Annotated in this window: 18 protein-coding genes and 1 pseudogene; 16 read left to right on the forward strand and 3 right to left on the reverse strand. The window is 53.8% G+C overall.

Going from position 1 to position 18,203, the window contains the following annotated elements; all coding sequences use genetic code 11:
- The first annotated feature begins 10 nt into the window (after positions 1 to 10).
- The 4 genes from cheZ (at position 11) to J1785_RS21100 (ending at position 4,523) form a co-directional block, all read left to right on the forward strand.
- Positions 11 to 655, forward strand: coding sequence for a protein phosphatase CheZ (cheZ, locus tag J1785_RS21085; protein WP_129952752.1), 645 nt, complete (start codon positions 11 to 13; stop codon positions 653 to 655).
- A 218-nt stretch (positions 656 to 873) separates the two neighbouring features.
- Positions 874 to 2,028: a flagellar biosynthesis protein FlhB gene (gene flhB / locus J1785_RS21090; protein WP_129952753.1), complete on the forward strand. Its 1,155-nt coding sequence runs from the start codon at positions 874 to 876 to the stop codon at positions 2,026 to 2,028.
- Positions 2,021 to 4,105 carry a flagellar biosynthesis protein FlhA gene (gene flhA, locus J1785_RS21095; RefSeq protein ID WP_217137749.1) on the forward strand — a complete coding sequence of 695 codons (2,085 nt, stop codon included), beginning with the start codon at positions 2,021 to 2,023 and terminating at the stop codon, positions 4,103 to 4,105. The genes flhB and flhA overlap by 8 nt, the downstream gene beginning before the upstream one ends.
- Before the next feature lies 1 nt (position 4,106).
- Entirely contained in the window at positions 4,107 to 4,523 is a 417-nt protein-coding gene (locus tag J1785_RS21100) for a flagellar protein FlhE (RefSeq protein ID WP_217158145.1), read from the forward strand.
- 947 nt (positions 4,524 to 5,470) lie between these two features.
- On the opposite strand, the gene J1785_RS21105 is transcribed toward J1785_RS21100, so the two are convergent.
- The 3 genes from J1785_RS21105 to flgA all read right to left on the reverse strand — a co-directional run bounded on the left by J1785_RS21105 (position 5,471) and on the right by flgA (position 7,196).
- Positions 5,471 to 5,908 (reverse strand): flagella synthesis protein FlgN, encoded by a 438-nt coding sequence (locus J1785_RS21105; RefSeq protein ID WP_129952756.1) that lies wholly within the window; start codon positions 5,906 to 5,908, stop codon positions 5,471 to 5,473.
- Positions 5,909 to 5,957: 49 nt separating this feature from the next.
- On the reverse strand, positions 5,958 to 6,260 hold the full coding sequence (flgM, locus tag J1785_RS21110; protein ID WP_129952757.1) for a flagellar biosynthesis anti-sigma factor FlgM: 303 nt from the start codon (positions 6,258 to 6,260) through the stop codon (positions 5,958 to 5,960).
- 159 nt (positions 6,261 to 6,419) lie between these two features.
- Complete coding sequence (gene flgA / locus J1785_RS21115) at positions 6,420 to 7,196, reverse strand: flagellar basal body P-ring formation chaperone FlgA (RefSeq protein WP_129952758.1); 777 nt, start codon at positions 7,194 to 7,196, stop codon at positions 6,420 to 6,422.
- Positions 7,197 to 7,309: 113 nt separating this feature from the next.
- Between flgA and flgB the strand changes: the two genes are divergently transcribed.
- The 12 genes and pseudogenes from flgB to J1785_RS21175 form a co-directional block, all read left to right on the forward strand.
- Positions 7,310 to 7,720, forward strand: a complete 411-nt coding sequence (gene flgB / locus J1785_RS21120; protein ID WP_129952759.1) for a flagellar basal body rod protein FlgB — start codon at positions 7,310 to 7,312, stop codon at positions 7,718 to 7,720.
- A 6-nt stretch (positions 7,721 to 7,726) separates the two neighbouring features.
- On the forward strand, positions 7,727 to 8,131 hold the full coding sequence (flgC, locus tag J1785_RS21125) for a flagellar basal body rod protein FlgC (RefSeq protein ID WP_013575164.1): 405 nt from the start codon (positions 7,727 to 7,729) through the stop codon (positions 8,129 to 8,131).
- Between the two features lie 11 nt (positions 8,132 to 8,142).
- Complete coding sequence (gene flgD, locus J1785_RS21130) at positions 8,143 to 8,847, forward strand: flagellar hook assembly protein FlgD (RefSeq protein ID WP_129952760.1); 705 nt, start codon at positions 8,143 to 8,145, stop codon at positions 8,845 to 8,847.
- Between the two features lie 77 nt (positions 8,848 to 8,924).
- Positions 8,925 to 10,169 (forward strand): flagellar hook protein FlgE, encoded by a 1,245-nt coding sequence (gene flgE, locus J1785_RS21135; RefSeq protein ID WP_129952761.1) that lies wholly within the window; start codon positions 8,925 to 8,927, stop codon positions 10,167 to 10,169.
- A 34-nt stretch (positions 10,170 to 10,203) separates the two neighbouring features.
- Positions 10,204 to 10,959 (forward strand): flagellar basal body rod protein FlgF, encoded by a 756-nt coding sequence (locus J1785_RS21140; protein ID WP_129952762.1) that lies wholly within the window; start codon positions 10,204 to 10,206, stop codon positions 10,957 to 10,959.
- A gap of 21 nt (positions 10,960 to 10,980) precedes the next feature.
- On the forward strand, positions 10,981 to 11,763 hold the full coding sequence (gene flgG / locus J1785_RS21145) for a flagellar basal-body rod protein FlgG (RefSeq protein ID WP_013575168.1): 783 nt from the start codon (positions 10,981 to 10,983) through the stop codon (positions 11,761 to 11,763).
- A gap of 127 nt (positions 11,764 to 11,890) precedes the next feature.
- Positions 11,891 to 12,595, forward strand: a complete 705-nt coding sequence (locus tag J1785_RS21150; RefSeq protein WP_129991917.1) for a flagellar basal body L-ring protein FlgH — start codon at positions 11,891 to 11,893, stop codon at positions 12,593 to 12,595.
- A gap of 10 nt (positions 12,596 to 12,605) precedes the next feature.
- A complete protein-coding gene (locus J1785_RS21155) occupies positions 12,606 to 13,712 on the forward strand; it encodes a flagellar basal body P-ring protein FlgI (RefSeq protein WP_129952763.1) in 1,107 nt (368 codons plus the stop codon).
- Positions 13,712 to 14,662, forward strand: coding sequence for a flagellar assembly peptidoglycan hydrolase FlgJ (gene flgJ, locus J1785_RS21160; RefSeq protein WP_129991814.1), 951 nt, complete (start codon positions 13,712 to 13,714; stop codon positions 14,660 to 14,662). The genes J1785_RS21155 and flgJ overlap by 1 nt, the downstream gene beginning before the upstream one ends.
- Before the next feature lie 140 nt (positions 14,663 to 14,802).
- Positions 14,803 to 16,455 carry a flagellar hook-associated protein FlgK gene (flgK, locus tag J1785_RS21165; protein WP_217220558.1) on the forward strand — a complete coding sequence of 551 codons (1,653 nt, stop codon included), beginning with the start codon at positions 14,803 to 14,805 and terminating at the stop codon, positions 16,453 to 16,455.
- Between the two features lie 27 nt (positions 16,456 to 16,482).
- Positions 16,483 to 17,445, forward strand: a complete 963-nt coding sequence (flgL, locus tag J1785_RS21170; protein ID WP_217220561.1) for a flagellar hook-associated protein FlgL — start codon at positions 16,483 to 16,485, stop codon at positions 17,443 to 17,445.
- A gap of 496 nt (positions 17,446 to 17,941) precedes the next feature.
- Positions 17,942 to 18,203, forward strand: a pseudogene (locus J1785_RS21175) (hypothetical protein); the annotation flags it as partial.

Below are 18,203 nucleotides of genomic sequence, written 5' to 3' on the forward strand. Positions count from 1 at the left end.
GAGTCCGTATATGGCAGAGATACCAATGCCTGCAAATGATGCAGCAACCGCGGGCGATATTATCGCCCGCATTGGGCAACTGACCCGTATGTTGCGTGACAGCATGCGTGAACTTGGCCTGGATCAGGCCATTGCTCAGGCAGCCGAAGCGATCCCGGATGCCCGCGATCGTCTCGATTATGTGGTCACCATGACCGCTCAGGCGGCTGAACGTGCCCTGAACTGTGTGGAGGCCGCGCAGCCGCGCCAGAATAAACTTGAATCTGCCGCGAAGAAACTCGATAAGCGTTGGGATGAATGGTTTGAAAATCCGATTGAACTCTCGGATGCCCGCGAGCTGGTCACTGACACCCGCAGCTATCTGAAAGAAATCCCTGAGCACACCAGTTTCACCAATGCTCAGCTGATGGAAATCATGATGGCGCAGGACTTCCAGGATCTGACCGGTCAGGTGATCAAACGTATGATGACCGTGGTACAGGAAATCGAAAATCAGCTGTTAATGGTGCTGATGGAAAATATTCCTGAACAACAGGTTAAAGCGAAACGTGAAAACGACAGCCTGCTGAACGGCCCGCAACTCGATTCCAACGGTGTCGGTGTGGTGGCCTCACAAGAACAGGTAGACGATCTGCTGGACTCATTAGGTTTTTAATGTGTCTGCCAGTCCGCCATAAACACCCTTCCGTATCGCACTGAGGGGTGTTTTCCTTATCTGGAATTTTTTTACATAAATTCATCTGCTGAATAGCCGCCATTTTCCCTCTCTAATTCACCCATCAGACTGCGCCGCTTTTGTCATGCTATCCCTGCGTCATTGAATCTGTGCCCGTGGTGTTTTACATGCCGGGTAAACCCTGACAGGAACCGCCGGTGGCTGAAGAAAGCGATCTCGAAAAAACAGAAGCTCCCACATCGCACCGGCTTGAAAAAGCGCGTGAAGAAGGGCAGATACCGCGCTCGCGCGAACTGACCTCCATTTTGATGCTGGGGGGCGGCTTAACGCTGTTGTGGATGTCCGGTGAGTCTATGGCACGGCAACTTGGCGTGATGATTTCGCAAGGTCTCAAGTTTGATCACGGCATGGTCAGCGATGACCGGCAGGTGTTACAGCAGATGGCGACGCTGCTGGGGCGCGCGGTCTGGGCGTTACTGCCGGTGATCGGCGGCCTGATTTTGATCGCACTCGCTGCGCCGCTGTTACTCGGCGGCCTGATGTTCAGCGGCAAATCTTTTGCGCCCAAGTTCAGCCGTATGGATCCGATTGCCGGATTTAAGCGTTTATTTTCCGCTCAGGTACTGGCGGAGTTGCTGAAAGCTATCCTGAAGGCGTTGCTGGTCGGTACCGTCGCCGGGATTTATCTGTGGCATAAATGGCCGGACATGATGAGGCTGATGGCACAACCGACCATACCGGCACTCGGTGAAGCGCTGAATATGGTGGTGTTTTGCGGCCTGATGGTGGTGCTTGGATTAACGCCGATGGTCGGTTTTGACGTGTTCTGGCAGATCTGGAGCAACCTGAAAAAGCTGCGCATGAGCAAGCAGGATATCCGCGACGAGCATAAAAGTCAGGAAGGTGACCCGCATGTCAAAGGACGTATCCGCCAGCAGCAACGTGCGATGGCCAAGCGTCGTATGATGGCCGATGTGCCAAAAGCGGATGTCATCGTAACCAACCCGACGCATTACGCTGTGGCACTGCAATACAGTGAAAATAAAATGAGTGCACCGAAAGTCCTGGCGAAAGGCGCAGGGGAAGTGGCACTGCGCATCAGGGAACTCGGTGCCGAACATAAAATTCCGATGCTGGAGGCACCGCCTCTGGCGCGTGCGCTTTACCGGCACAGTGAAATTGGTCAGCAAATTCCGGCGACGCTCTATGCCGCCGTGGCTGAAGTTCTGGCCTGGGTGTATCAGCTGAAACGCTGGAAGCGAGAAGGCGGACTGATCCCGAAAAAACCTCAACATTTGCCGGTCCCTGAGGGGCTGGATTTTGCAGCAGGAGAGAGTGATACCCATGGCTAATCTGGCCGAGATACTGCGTTTACCCGCCAACTTTAAGTCCGGACAATGGCAGGTACTGGCAGGACCCATTCTTATCCTGATCATCCTGTCGATGATGGTGCTGCCGTTGCCGCCATTCATCCTTGATCTGCTGTTCACCTTTAACATTGCGCTGTCCATCATGGTGTTGCTGGTGGCGATGTTTACCCAGCGCACGCTGGATTTCGCGGCATTTCCCACCATTTTGCTGTTTTCAACGTTATTACGTCTGTCGCTGAACGTTGCCTCAACCCGTGTGATCCTGCTGGAAGGGCACACCGGCGGCGCGGCAGCGGGCCGGGTGATTGAAGCCTTCGGCCACTTCCTGGTCGGCGGTAACTTCGCCATCGGTATTGTGGTGTTTATCATCCTGGTGCTGATCAACTTTATGGTTATTACCAAAGGTGCCGGACGTATTGCTGAAGTCGGTGCGCGTTTCGTGCTCGACGGTATGCCCGGTAAACAGATGGCGATTGACGCGGATCTGAACGCCGGTCTGATTGGCGAAGATGAAGCGAAAAAACGCCGCAGCGAAGTGACGCAGGAAGCCGACTTCTACGGTTCAATGGACGGTGCGAGTAAATTTGTGCGAGGTGACGCGGTTGCCGGTCTGATGATCATGATCATCAACGTCGTCGGCGGCCTGCTGGTCGGTGTATTGCAACACGGGATGGATCTTGGCCATGCGGCTGAAAGTTATACCCTGCTGACCATCGGTGACGGCCTGGTCGCGCAGATCCCCGCGCTGGTTATCTCCACGGCGGCCGGTGTTATCGTCACCCGCGTCGGCACCAACGAAGACGTGGGCGAGCAGATGGTTACCCAGCTGTTCCGCAATCCGCGCGTCATGATGCTGAGTGCCGGTGTTCTGGGTTTGCTCGGTATGGTGCCCGGCATGCCAAACTTCGTTTTCCTGATGTTCACAGCCGGGCTGTTGGCGCTGGCATGGTGGACTCGCGGTCAGGAGCAGAAAAAACCATCCACTGCAGAGACCGCACCGGCCGTGGCAGACAGCGGTAAACAAATGGTAGAAGCCAGCTGGCAGGACGTTCAGCTTGAAGATCCGCTGGGTATGGAAGTGGGCTACCGTCTGATCCCGATGGTGGACTTTGCCCAAAACGGCGAGCTGCTGGGGCGTATCCGCAGTATCCGCAAAAAATTCGCGCAGGAGATGGGCTATCTGCCGCCGGTAATTCATATCCGCGATAACCTTGAACTGCCGCCGGCGGGCTACCGTATTCTGATGAAAGGTGTGGAAATCGGCACCGGTACGGCGCATCCCGGCCGCTGGATGGCGATCAACCCGGGCAGCGCGATAGGCGAACTGCCGGGCGAACCGACGGTTGATCCGGCATTCGGGCTGGCGGCGTTCTGGATTGAACCGGCTATGCGCGAGCAGGCACAAATTCAGGGCTATACCGTGGTGGAAGCCAGTACCGTCGTCGCCACACACCTGAACCACCTGATCAGTTTGCACGCCAAAGAACTGTTTGGCCGTCAGGAAACGCAGGAGCTGATGGAGCGCGTCACCAAAGAAATGCCGAAGCTGACGGATGATTTCATTCCGGGCATCATTTCGCTGACCAACATGCACAAAGTGTTGCAGAACCTGTTATCTGAACGCGTTTCGATCCGCGATATGCGCACCATCGTTGAAACACTGGCGGAATACGCGCCGAACCAGCCGGATCCTAACGAACTGACCTCCGTGGTGCGTGTTGCGCTCGGCAGGGCTATCACGCAGCAATGGTTCCCGGGCAATGGCGAAGTGCAGGTTATCGGGCTGGATACCTCCCTGGAACGCCTGTTATTACAGGCGCTGCAAAGCGGTGGTGGTCTGGAACCCGGTCTGGCTGACCGCCTGCTGACCCAGTCCGAGGCCGCATTACAGCGTCAGGATATGCTCAGCGCGCCGCCGGTTCTGCTGGTGAATCACGCGCTGCGTCCGCTGCTGTCCCGTTTCCTGCGCCGTTCACTGCCAAATATCGTCGTGATGTCGAATCTGGAAATGACCGACAGCCGCCAGATTCGCATGACGGCCACCATCGGCGGTGAATAAGATGTACCGCGCCGCACTGTGGTTACTGACCGCACTGAGCCTGCCAGCGCTTGCCGCGTCCGGCACATGGTCAGATACACAGCGCGGTGTGGTATTGCAAAATCGTGGCGTAATGATGTCATCGGGTGCATTAGCCCCGCCGGCCTCCGCGCCCGTGCGCAGTTCAGGCTCCGCCACCATCACAACGCTAAGCTGGAAATACGAAGTGCTCGGCACAAGACCCGCCGGTCTGCAGGTAAAACTCTGCAACACCCTGAATCACTGCGTGAGTCTGGAAGCCGAAGGCGGGGTGACAAAATCGTTTTATGGCCAGACCGCCACTTCGCCATTAAGGTTTGTTTACTTTGTTCCCGGCGGTGGCGCGATGAATACGCCGCTGCGGGTGATGAGTAATCAGGTGATCGTGAACTATCGCTAAATCGCCGGTTTTCCTCCCTTGCATCCCCCACGCTATTCTACTCCGCGCTGTCGCCGGTTCGACGGACATGCTCTGTTACCGCTATGGGTGGCGTAAAATGTCATCGGTCCGCGATTCCCGAATTTCAGCCTGCGAGCCTCGGGTCTCGCACCCTTGATTTGGTGCCATTTTTGAGCATGCCAGTGGGCATTTTTAAAGACACATCTGCATATTTCTATAGTGCTGATATTTTCCGGCAGCGTTACGGAGTTAACAAAAGGGAGCCGGTAGACGTGTAAAATATTTCCCTGTTTGCAGGAAGAGAAAAATGCTTAACAGGGAGATTGACTTTATGGCGTCTGTACCACTATCAAACCCGGGTTCCAATATTGTCAGTGATCATATGAGGGAAGCCCGACAACATGGAATGTCTCGCAATATGGCGACAGCCTGGACGTATTATTGGTTTTATCAAAAGGTTAGAAATGGTGGCCCATGGGACTATGAAATGATATTCATATTGATGATAAAAATCGCGTAACAGTTAATTACAGCGGGCGATTCATAAATATGGCGAGTGGTGTAGATCAGGTGACATTTGAAATACAGAGATAAAACCTCAGATAATAAAAAACCGCCATGTGCGGTTTTTTAATGCAACCCCTAAAAACCTTCCGGAAGCCGTCTCCCATTCTCAATGTTTGCTCATTTTATCGGTATGGATACACAGTTGATATTTCCCCGCTGCGGCAAAATCCACAACCGGGATTTGCAACGCATTGGCAGTAGGGGTTCAAGATGCTGCGGGCGCTTTCAGAAAGCTTGCCGAGTGAGAGTTTCGAGACGTAAGGTTCGAACACCGAAATGAGGGAACCGCGGAGCGGCAAGATTCCGCGCCTTTCACGGTGGCATCTGAAACATAGCCAGCATCAAACATGGCAAGGTTTGAAAACCGCCCCCGTTTCGGTTTAAACCGAGATCTTGCGTACGGTTTGCCCCGAAACGGTTTCCTGCCCGTTCGGCCCGTAGAATTTCTGCGTCTGACTGGCGTTAAGGATCGCCAGCGCTTCGGTGTTATAGGCAATCTGCTTGCCCAGTAACATGCCGTTGTGACGGTTAATCTGACTCAGTTTAGTGGTCAGTTGCACCACATCTTTCCACATCGCGGAGATTTCCGGCTGTCGGGAATAGGGGGCTGTTTGCCTGAGGCGCTCGTCATGCTGACGACGCTGTTTATCAAGATAGTCTACCGTGGCTAACAATGAACTTTTCTGCTCGGTTATATGCTGCAAGGCTGCACCATTCACGCGTCCTGAGCACAGTATCGTCTGTTCGTGATTAATCACCTGATCCAGCGCTTGCAACGTTTCAACCAAGGTAGTCATGGTCTTGATAAAATTCTTCATCGGGCCTTATTACCTTCCAACTTTTTGTCTTTACACTGATATTTTCAGCTTAAAGACCTTTGAGATAATCCTGCGTGTCCTGTAACAAAGCATCAGCAATTTTGCCGGTATCCATCGTCAGTTTACCGTCGCGGATAGCTTGTTTCAGTTCGTCGACACGTGCCGTGTTGATGTCCTGTGCACTTGACTGCGTCAGAGACGCTTGCGCTGAACTCAGTGTCACCGCCGTACCGCTGGTGGTGGTGCCAGAAACAGACTGTTCTTTACGCGCGTTCTGTACTGACGCTTCAGACGGCTCGCGCTGCTGGATCGGGGTTAAAGGTGAGACACCTTGAGTACGATCGATAGCCATAAATTTCTTCTCCAGTATGAGGACTCAGGGTTTAGAAAATCTCATGAAAACCCTAAAAATGCCGTCACGGGACGACTCTGATACGTTTGTTATCGACATGTGGCGCAATAACTTTAACCTTTATTGCAGCTTTTTGTAGAGCTACGGCTGCATTTAGGATTATATCGTCACTGTCACAGACCCATCTGAGCCTACCGTCCCGTTCACAATTGCACCTGACGGCATTCTGATCCGCACTGATTCATTCGCTGCAGCATTGTTCATCGCCTTACCGGCGCTTGACACATTAAAACCACTGCCTGTTGCCTGAACCTGAACTTCCTGCCCCGCGTGAACCATCCACGGCCGGCGCAACATCGATAACGTCAACGGTTGCCCGATGCTGATATTGCGCAGCGTGATGCCATTCACAGCCTGCTGACTGTCGAGAATGACCTTCGGCGGCAACAGATCCAGTCGCCCGGTTTTTTGTTGCATATCTGTTTGTGCCAGGTGAGAGCCTGCCGGTACGTTCTTTGCCGCGATCCAGTAAGTGCCGCTGACCTGCACTTTAGTTTGTACGTAACTTTTCTGACCGTTGCAGTTCACCGCCACGGAGACATTGCCCCAGGTGCGACTGTTCGGTGAAAGCATAAATTGTGGTGATAAACATTGTGGCTGGCGCGCAGCCGGGGTGTTTACGACAACGGTCACCTGCATCCCGCTGTCGGCATATTGCTGCCGGAAGAACTGCTGAATTTGCGAGGACAACAGTGTATCGCTATTGGATGAGGCCGGCACGCTTTTGACGGGCAAAGGCTGGGCATAGCTCATCGCACCAGACATTACACCTATCAGGATGCAACCCAGCGTAATGTCTGAACGACGGATTTTCAGCATATTCATTCGCGTTTTACCTTTGTGCCAGCCTACTACTGCCGACAAGTCTACGCTCACTTTGATATTCCTAAAGGGACAAATAGCGCCCGATTTCATGCTTATTCAGACGATAGCCAGTTGACACTCGCATTTATGCTGTCGACTCCAAAATCTCACTTTGCGGAGGGCGCATGCTCGACAAACTGAACGCCGCACTACAGTTCCAACAGGAAGCGCTCAACCTGCGCGCCCAGCGGCAAGAAATTCTTTCAGCCAATATCGCAAACGCCGATACCCCGGGGTATCAGGCTCGCGATATCGATTTTGCCAGTCAGTTACAAAAGGTGATGGAGCAGGGGCGTGCGAGTGGCAGCGGCATTTCTTTGTCTCTGACGTCTGACCGCCATATCGCGGCGTCCAACGTCCAACCTGCTGATATGGATCTGATGTACCGGATCCCGGACCAGCCATCGGCAGATGGCAACACGGTCGATATGGATCGTGAACGTACCAATTTTGCGGATAACAGCGTGCGCTATCAGACCGATTTGACCGTTCTCGGCGGCCAGATCAAAGGGATGATGTCGGTGCTGCAAGGATAATAGCCCATGTCAATGCTTGGTATTTTTGATATCGCCGGTTCTGCGCTGGCCGCGCAGTCTCAGCGTCTGAACGTCAGTGCCAGTAACATGGCCAACGCCGACAGTGTCACCGGCCCGGATGGTAAGCCATATAAAGCAAAGCAAGTTGTTTTCCAGGTGGATGCTGCACCGGGTCAGGAAACCGGCGGCGTGAAAGTGGCGCAGGTGGTGGATGACCCGGCACCGATGCGCATGGTGTATGAGCCAGGTAATCCGATGGCGGATGCAAAAGGCTATGTGCAGATGCCAAACGTAGATGTGGTCAGCGAAATGGTGAACACCATCTCCGCTTCCCGCAGTTATCAGGCTAACGTCGAAGTGCTTAACACCACTAAGTCGTTAATGATGAAAACCCTGACTCTGGGGCAATAGCGGAGCGAATCATGGCAATTACCACGTCAATTAATGACACCACTGATAACACGACGATCAGCAGTACCAGCTCCGGCGGCTCGTCTACGAAGGGAACCAGTTCAGCGGATGATCTGTCCAGCAGTTTCCTGACCCTGCTGGTCGCCCAGCTGAAAAACCAGGATCCCACCAATCCGATGGATAACAGCCAGCTGACCAGTCAGCTGGCACAAATCAGCACAGTCAGCGGGATTGAAAAACTCAATACCACGCTGGGCAGCATTTCCGGGCAAATCACCAGTGGTTCATCGGTTCAGGCCAGTTCGTTGATCGGCCACGGCGTGATGGTGTCCGGCAGCGCAATTCTGGTCGGCAGCGACACTGACGGCACGGTCAGCACCACGCCATTCGGATTTGAGCTGGAAACGGCCTCTGATACCACCACCGCCACGGTCAGTGATTCCACCGGTAAAGTGGTGAAAACCATTACGCTGGGCGCACAGACTGCTGGCGTGCACAGCTATACCTGGGACGGTACACAGGACGATGGCACCAAAGCACCGAATGGCAGTTACAGCTTTAGCATCAATGCCCTGAAAAATAATCAGCAAATGGTGGCAACACCGCTGAATTATGCGCTGGTCAATGGTGTGACGACAGATTCATCCGGGAATACCGCGTTGGATCTGGGCGTGCGCGGAACCGCGAAAGTTGATTCTGTACGCCAGATTTTGTAAGCGAGCAACTCAGACCGCTCCCTCCCCTGCGAAGGGGGAGGAGCTGTAAACACTACCCACAGTAAAATGGAGCTAATATGAGCTTTTCCCAAGCAGTCAGCGGCCTGAGCGCGGCATCGACTAACCTCGATGTGATTGGTAACAACATTGCCAACTCCGCGACCGTCGGTTTTAAAACAGCGACCGCCTCTTTTGCCGATATGTTCGCCGGTTCCCAAACCGGTATGGGCGTTAAAGTCGCCGCTGTTACTCAGAACTTCAATGACGGTACCACCACCAACACCTCCCGCGGTCTGGATGTCGCGCTGAGCGGCAACGGATTCTTCCGGTTGTCCGACAGCAGCGGTGCCATTTATTACTCACGTAACGGTCAGTTTTCACTGGATGCCAACCGTAACCTGGTGAACATGCAAGGTTTGAGCGTCACCGGTTATCCGGCGACAGGTACGCCGCCTACTATTGCGGCGGGTGCGCAGCCGGTTGCCCTGAACATCCCGACCACCATGATGAGCGCGAAAGCGTCTACTTCTGCCACGATGGTGGCTAACCTGAACTCAACGGACAAGGCTATTCCGGCCACCAAAACGTTCAGCAGCAGTGATGACACCAGCTACAACTACGTCAACAGCATCACCACCTATGACTCACAGGGTAATGCCCACGATAACAACGTCTACTTCGTGAAAACTTCTGCCAACAACTGGGATGTTTATGCACAGGACGGCAGCGTGGCCGGTTCAGCGGCCGCCAAAATTGGGGCTATGCAGTTTGATACCAGTGGTGCGCTGGTCGGCACAACCAATGCGGCAGGCACTGCCAATGCCGGTCTGGCACTGACGTTGCCAATGAACACCGCCACTAACGGTACCGTAACGCCGCAAACGGTGTCTCTTGATTTCACCGGCAGTATCCAGCAGAGCACCGGCAGCGACAGCATCGGTTCCCAGAATCAGGATGGTTATGCAGCGGGTCAGATGACCGGTTATACCATCAATGACGACGGCACGATTGCCGGCACTTACTCCAACAACAAAACCCAACTGCTGGGTCAGATTGTGCTGAGTAACTTCTCTAACCCGGAAGGCCTGAAATCTGAAGGTGACAACGTGTGGACGGCGACGTCTTCTTCCGGCCAGGCTGTGACCGGCATTGCAGGTCAGGGCGGTTTAGCGTCAATGACCAGCGGTGCGCTGGAATCTTCCAACGTCGATCTGAGTGCGGAACTGGTCAACATGATTGTTGCGCAGCGTAACTACCAGTCGAATGCGCAGACCATCAAAACTCAGGACTCCATCCTGAACACGCTGGTTAACCTGCGTTAATACGCGTTCTATCACCTGAAAACAGGGCAGCATTATGGATCACGCTATCTACACCGCAGGCGGCGCAGCCAGCCAGACGCTGGTTCAGCAGTCGGTGACGTCGAGTAACCTGGCTAACGCCAATACACCGGGATTCCGTTCGCAGCTTTTAGCGATGCGCGCAGTGCCGGTGGACGGTGAAAGCCTGCAAACCCGCACGCTGGTCACGGCGTCCACGCCGGGCGCAGATATGACGCAGGGAAAACTGAACTACACCGGGCGTCCGCTGGATGTGGCTTTACAGCAGGACGGTTTCCTTGCGGTGCAGATGCCTGACGGCTCTGAAGCGTATACCCGTAACGGTGACATGCAAGTGTCACCGACTAACCAACTGACCGTTCAGGGTCATCCGGTTATGGGGGATAACGGCCCGATTGAAGTTCCGCCGAACTCTCAGCTTACGGTCTCTGCGGACGGGACGATTGCCGTGCTTGAAGCCGGTGCTGATCCTAACACGATGGGTCAGCTCGGTAAGCTCAAGCTGGTGAAAGCGGCCAACAATGAAGTCACCCGTGGCGATGACGGTATGTTCCGGCCAACGCCGGCGACCGTTCAGGCGCGGGGTGCTGCTTTACAGGCTGACCCGACCATTCACGTTATGCCCGGAACGCTTGAGGGCAGTAACGCGGATCCGGTCTCCACCATGGTTGACATGATAGCTAACGCCCGCCGCTTTGAGATGCAGATGAAAGTCATCCACAGTGTCGATGAAAATGAACAGAGTGCCAACAATCTGCTGTCAATGAGCTGATGATGGCAGAGGAGTAATGACATGATCCCATCGCTGTATATTGCGAAAACCGGTCTGGATGCCCAGCAGACCAATATGGATGTAATCGCCAACAACCTGGCGAACGTCAGCACCAACGGCTTTAAACGCCAGCGTGCAGTATTTGAAGACCTGCTTTATCAGACAGTCCGTCAGCCTGGTGCGCAGTCTTCTGAGCAAACCAATCTGCCATCCGGTTTACAGATTGGTACCGGTGTGCGTCCGGTTTCTACGGAACGTTTATTCTCGCAGGGCAACCTGTCGCAGACCAGCAACAGCAAAGATATCGCCGTTAAAGGGGAAGGTTTCTTCCAGGTTCAGTTGCCGGATGGCACGACGGCCTATACCCGTGATGGTTCTTTCCAGGTTGACCAGAACGGTCAGCTGGTGACCTCAAGCGGTTATCAGGTGATTCCTGCTATCACTGTCCCGGCCAATGCCCTGAGCATGACCGTCGGGCGTGACGGTATCGTCAGTGTGACCACACAAGGTCAGACTGCCGCCCAGCAGGTGGGGCAGCTGACGCTGAGCACCTTCATCAACAACAGCGGTCTGGAATCGTTGGGTGAAAACCTGTACCAGGAAACCCAGAGCTCCGGTGCGCCAACCGAAAGCACTCCGGGCCTGAACGGCGCGGGTCTGCTGTATCAGGGTTATGTGGAAACGTCTAACGTCAACGTGGCGGAAGAGCTGGTCAACATGATCCAGACTCAGCGTGCTTACGAAATTAACAGTAAAGCCGTGTCCACGTCGGACGAAATGCTACAGAAACTTTCCCAGCTGTAACGTTTAGCGGTTGATTGAAAACAAGAGGACAGGGGCGGAAACGCTTCTGTCCTGAACCGGTTCAGATCCCTACCAGGTCGATTTTTTAAAGGCGATAACTGTGGTGACCAAAAAAATAACGTCGGTAATGACTTTTTCTAAAGACCGACCAGGCAAGCTGGTGCTGCCGCTGTTAATCACGTTACTGGCGAATGGTTGCGCGTATATGCCGCATACCCCGCTGGTACCCGGAGCAACCACAGCGAACCCTGCGCCAGCGGCACCGCCGGTTCCTAACGGTTCGATTTTCCAGTCAGTTCAGCCGATGAACTACGGTTATCAGCCTCTGTTTGAAGACCGCCGTCCACGTAACGTGGGTGATACGCTGACCATTGTCTTGCAGGAGAATGTCAGTGCGAGCAAAAGCTCCTCGGCGAACGCCAGTCGTAACGGCGCAACCACCTTTGGTGCTGCGACAGCGCCACGTTATCTGGAAGGCCTGTTCGGCAATGCCCGTGCCGATCTGGATATGTCCGGTGCCAATACCTTTGCCGGTAAAGGCGGCGCAGCGGCCAATAACACCTTCAGCGGCACCCTGACCGTGACGGTGGCGGAAGTGCTGGCCAACGGCAACCTGAAAGTTGTCGGTGAGAAACAAATTGAAATTAATCAGGGAACTGAGTTCATCCGGTTCTCCGGTGTGGTCAACCCGCGCACCATCAGCGGTGCGAACGCCGTGATCTCCACCCAGGTGGCTGATGCACGCATCGAGTACGTCGGGAATGGCTACATCAATGAAGCGCAGAACATGGGCTGGTTGCAGCGGTTCTTCTTAAACTTATCGCCGTTATAACGAGGCAATCATGCGAAAACTACTTTCCGGTATTATCTGTCTGGCGATGTCCGCCCTGGTGGTACTGCCCGCATCCGCCGACCGTATTCGTGATCTGACGACGGTACAAGGTGTGCGTGATAACGCCCTGATCGGCTATGGTCTGGTGGTGGGCCTTGACGGCACCGGTGACCAGACCACACAAACGCCTTTTACCACCCAGACGCTGACCAATATGTTGTCCCAGTTGGGTATTACCGTACCGGCGGGCACCAACATGCAGTTGAAAAACGTCGCCGCCGTCATGGTCACGGCCAAAATGCCCCCGTTTTCCCGCGCCGGACAGGCGATTGACGTCGTGGTTTCTTCTATGGGTAACGCCAAAAGTATTCGCGGCGGTACTTTGCTGATGACGCCGATGAAAGGGGTGGATAATCAGGTTTACGCACTGGCGCAGGGTAACGTGCTGGTCGGCGGAGCGGGCGCGTCTGCCGGTGGCAGCAGCGTGACGGTTAACCAGGTTTCGGGCGGGCGTATCACCGGCGGGGCGACGATTGAGCGTGAATTACCGAGTACTTTCGGTACCGAAGGCGTGATCAATCTGCAACTCAATGATGAAGATTTTAACCTGGCGCAGCAGATCAGCGACGCGATCAACCGTCAGGGGATGGGCATGGCCTCCGCCCTGGATTCCCGCAATATTCAGGTGGTCGTACCGCGTGGCAACACGTCTCAGGTGCGCATTCTGGCGCAGATCCAAAATATCGAAGTGAATGTCGGGCCGATGGACGCGAAAGTGATCATCAACTCCCGTACCGGTTCCGTGGTCATGAACCGCGATGTGACGTTGGATAACTGTGCGGTTGCCCAGGGCAATCTGTCCGTGGTGGTCGATCGCCAGAACGATGTCAGCCAGCCGAACACGCCGTTTGGCGGCGGTCAGACGGTAGTCACGCCGAACACTAATATTTCCGTCCGCCAGTCCGGCGGGTCGATTCAGCAGGTACGCTCCAGTGCCAGCCTGAACAATGTTGTCCGCACCCTGAACGCGTTAGGCGCAACGCCTATCGATCTGATGTCCATTCTGCAGGCGATGAAAACCGCCGGATGCCTGCGTGCTGATTTGGAAATTATCTGATGAGCGATCTGATGTCGATGTCAGGGGCGGCGTATGACACGCAGTCCCTTAACAAACTGAAGCGGGATGTGGCGCAGGATCCTCAGGCGCATATCAAAGAAGTGGCGAAGCAGTTTGAAGGCGTGTTTGTGCAGATGATGCTGAAAAGCATGCGTCAGGCTCTGCCGCAGGGTGGCATTCTGGATAACGAATCCACCAAACTTTATACATCGATGTACGATCAGCAAATTGCCCAGGACATGTCCGACAAGGGGTTGGGCATGGCCGATATGATGGTTGAACAACTGACCGGTGGCAGCAAGCAACCGTCCGAACTGGCGGGAACGGTGCCGATGGCGCTGGACGGTGAAGTGCTGAAAACTCTGCCGGTTCAGGCGATGGAGCAGTATCTGCGTAAAGCTATTCCGACTGCGCCGGACCGCACCACCGGCGGCGCACCGTTGCCAGCCGACAGCGGCCAGTTCGTGTCCAGCCTGACCATTCCGGCACAGGTCGCCAGTAAAGACAGCGGGATTTCGCATCAGCTGATCATGGCGCAGGCTGCACTGGAATCCGGATGGGGCCAGCGTGAAATCCCGACCGCAGATGGCAAACGCAGCTTCAACCTGTTTGGTATCAAAGCGGGCAGCAACTGGGACGGTCCGACCACGAATATTACCACCACGGAATACACCAACGGTGTGGCGAAAAAAGTGCAGGCCAGTTTCCGTGTGTACGGCTCTTATGTGGAAGCCATCAGTGACTACATCAAATTACTGACCAATAATCCGCGTTACGCGCAGGTGGCCTCAGCTAACACCCCTGAACAAGCCGCACATGCACTGCAACGTGCCGGCTATGCAACTGACCCGAATTACGCCGACAAACTGGTGAGTGTGATCCAGAAAATTAAAGGCGCGGGCGAGCAGGCCGTGAAGGCCTATAGCCATGATTTAAAAGATATCTTCTAGTCCTGCAAATCCTCGTTTTTTTTCTCAAGTTTTAGCGGTGCAGGCCGATAATACGATCAGAATGGGAAAAGGGGATAACCCCCGTTTCAGTTCCCTTAATTATACGGTGGTAAAAGTCACCGGCAGCCAAAAGGTCACTCATGTCCAGCAGCTTAATTAATACCGCAATGAGCGGACTGAACGCAGCGCAGGCGGCGCTCAGTACCACCGGGAACAACATCGCTAACGTCAGTGTGGCGGGTTATAACCGCCAGACCGCCATTATTACGCAAAGTAATGGTACCTCGACGCCTGTCGGTTATATCGGAAATGGTGTGACGGTGACGGGTGTGAATCGTGAGTACAATTCTTTCGTGGTGAAACAGCTTCTGGGTGCCAGCGCAACCGGCAGCGCGCTGTCAACGCAGCTTGATCAGGCCAGTTCTATTGATGACCTGCTCGGCGACAGCTCCACCGGTATTGATGCCACCATGTCGACCTTCTTTAAAGGCCTGCAAACGCTCACCAGCAACGCCAGCGACAGCTCGGCGCGTCAGTCTGTTCTGGGGGAGGCTCAGGGTTTAACCGCCCAGTTCAACAGTTCCGCCAAATACCTGAACGACATGAATACCGCCGTTAACCAGCAGGTCACGCAGAATGTTGACCAGATCAACACCTTTGCGTCGCAGATTGCCAAACTGAATAATCAGATCACCGCAACGCGCGGCAGCACCGGACAGGAACCTAACGCCTTGCTCGATCAGCGTGACCAACTGGTCAGTCAGCTGAACAACGTCACCGGTGTGGTTGTGACCCAGCAGGACGGAGACACCTACAATATTTCCTTCGCCAACGGCACGCCGCTGGTGAGTGGCGGCAACGCCAAAACGGTTGTTGCCATGGCTTCGAGTGCCGATCCTTCCAAACTGACGGTCGGCATGACCCAACCTGACGGTTCGGTTTCTGAAATTCAGGAAAGCCGTCTGACCACCGGTTCGCTCGGCGGTACACTGGCTTTCCGTAAAGACAACCTGGAACCGGCCATTAACCAGCTCGGGCAACTGGCGCTGGCGCTGTCTGACAGCTTCAACACCACCAACAAAGCCGGTTTTGATCTCAACGGTGATGCGGGAACGAACTTCTTCTCCTTCACCGGTGCCACTACCGTAGGCAACACCAAAAACACCGGCAGTGCACAAGTGAGCGTGGCGTATACCGACACGGCAGCAGTGAAGGCCAGCGATTACACCATGGCTTATAATGGCAGCAGTTGGGATGTGACACGCGTCTCCGACGGAGCAAAAATCACCCCGACAGCAGGCACCGACAGCAGCGGTAATCCGACGATGAATTTCGACGGGTTGTCTGTTTCCGTCAGCGGTACGCCGGACAACAATGACAGCGTGACCATCAAAACGGTCAGTAACGTGGCAGGCAGCATGAATGTGGCCATCAGTGATTCTTCATTGATCGCCGCTGCGGGCGCGGCAAACAGCGGTGTGAGTGACAACACCAACGCGCAGAAATTGCTGAATCTGCAAACGGCAAAACTGGTAGAAGGTAAATCCACCCTGTCAGGCGCTTACGCCAGCATGGTAAGTAACGTGGGCAACCAGGTTGCCACCCTGACAACTACCAGTACCTCGCAGGCCAATATTGTCACGCAGCTCACCAGCCAGCAGCAGTCTATCTCCGGGGTCAACCTCGATGAAGAATACGGCGATCTGCAACGTTACCAGCAATATTATCTGGCGAACGCGCAGGTCGTGAAGACGGCTTCGACGATATTCGACGCGATCATCAACATTCGCTGATCCCAGAACTGACAAGGAACTGATGCCATGCGTCTTAGTACCAATATGATTTACGACCAAAACATGAATGCGGTGCTGGATGGCCAGAACCGCTTTCAGGCGACAGGTTTACAGCTGTCCACCGGCAGCAAAGTAAGCAAACCTTCGGATGATCCGCTGGCGGCGTCGCAGGCGGTGCTGGTGCGTCAGGCGCAATCGGAGAACAGTCAGTTTTCCGTAGCCCGTACCTTTGCTAACCAGAGCATGAGTCAGGAAGAGTCGGTTTTAAGCAGCGTGACCTCGACCATTCAGTCTGCGCAGACGCTGATTGTTCAGGCCGGTGACGGTTCTTTAAGCGATGATGACCGCTCTTCTCTGGCGACCAAACTGGAAAGCCTGAAATCGCAGTTACTGAACCTTGCGAACAGCACTGACGGTAACGGCCGTTTCATTTTCGCCGGCTACAAAAGTGATACCGCGCCGTATACGCAGGACGCCACAACGGGTGCGGTGACCTATTCCGGGGGCACGACGTCCATTACGCAGCAGGTTGATGCCAGCCGGACGATGACCATCAACCATACCGGTAACCAGATTTTTGATTCATTAACCGGTGATGCGAAAGCCGAACCGGACGGCTCGCCGAGTGAGACAGATGTGTTCAAAACCATCGACGGTGCACTGACCGCGCTGAAAACGCCTTCGGCGGCTAACACCACGGATACGCAATACACCGATGCCATTGATAAAGCCAACCGTGGCCTGAGTAACTCACTCAACAACGTACTTTCCGTGCGTTCAGAGCTGGGTACGCAGATGGATGAACTGGACAATCTCGATACGCTGGGCGACAACCGTGACGTGGCGAACTCCACCAAACTCAGTAACCTGGTAGATACAGAGTGGACCTCCGCCATTTCAACCTATACATTGCAGCAGGTCGCGCTTCAGGCATCGTATAAGACATACAGCGCCATGCAGGGGATGTCCCTGTTCCAGATGAATTCGTAATACTCTCCGGCGCGTAAATTTACGCGCCAAACCTTCACTCTTCATTATCGCTGCCTGCCTTTACCGCAGGTATGCAGACATTTTTCTGACTGTACTTAAACCGGGTACTTTCAGCTTTGTATGTCGTCTTTCTAAGGTTTGGCGACATACTCTTTTTCACTCCCTCTGATCCTATTTTCTTCCAAATATTCCCTCTGAAAATATATTTTCCCACAGGCTTATTGTCTTTAAATCATCAGATCAATAGCTGAGCGGAAGCTGACGTGTCAGCCATCCGTAATCTACAACTTTCGATATGTGTTTTGGTTTATAACCCCTGTCACTTACGCTTTCGTTTTACTGAAATATCATCCGGTGATGGGTCGGATAATTCTATATTTTCAACAGGATACAAGATATTTAGCAATGCTTAATACTTAAGTAAGAGGATATCCTGGCCTGGGAAATATACAATTTCTGAATAGATTATTTAATCGTTTCACTGTCTGGATGATATATGGAAGAAAGTAACCCATGGCCCACCTTTGTGGATGCCTTCTCTACGGTTTTATGCATCTTCATTTTTTTGATGTTGGTATTTGTTCTCAACAGCATGTTGACGATGTATGAAAGCGCTAAAAAACATTATGTTCCTGAAACCCCCTCGGCGACATATACCGCAAAGGGATTACCTGAACAAACGGCATTACCCAAGCCCGTAGAGTCGCAAAAAAATAAGATCAAATCATCTGAAAATGTCCCTGGAAATAATTCAACCT

It is taken from the genome of Rahnella perminowiae (assembly GCF_019049755.1).
Taxonomy (GTDB): Bacteria; Pseudomonadota; Gammaproteobacteria; order Enterobacterales; family Enterobacteriaceae; genus Rahnella; species Rahnella perminowiae.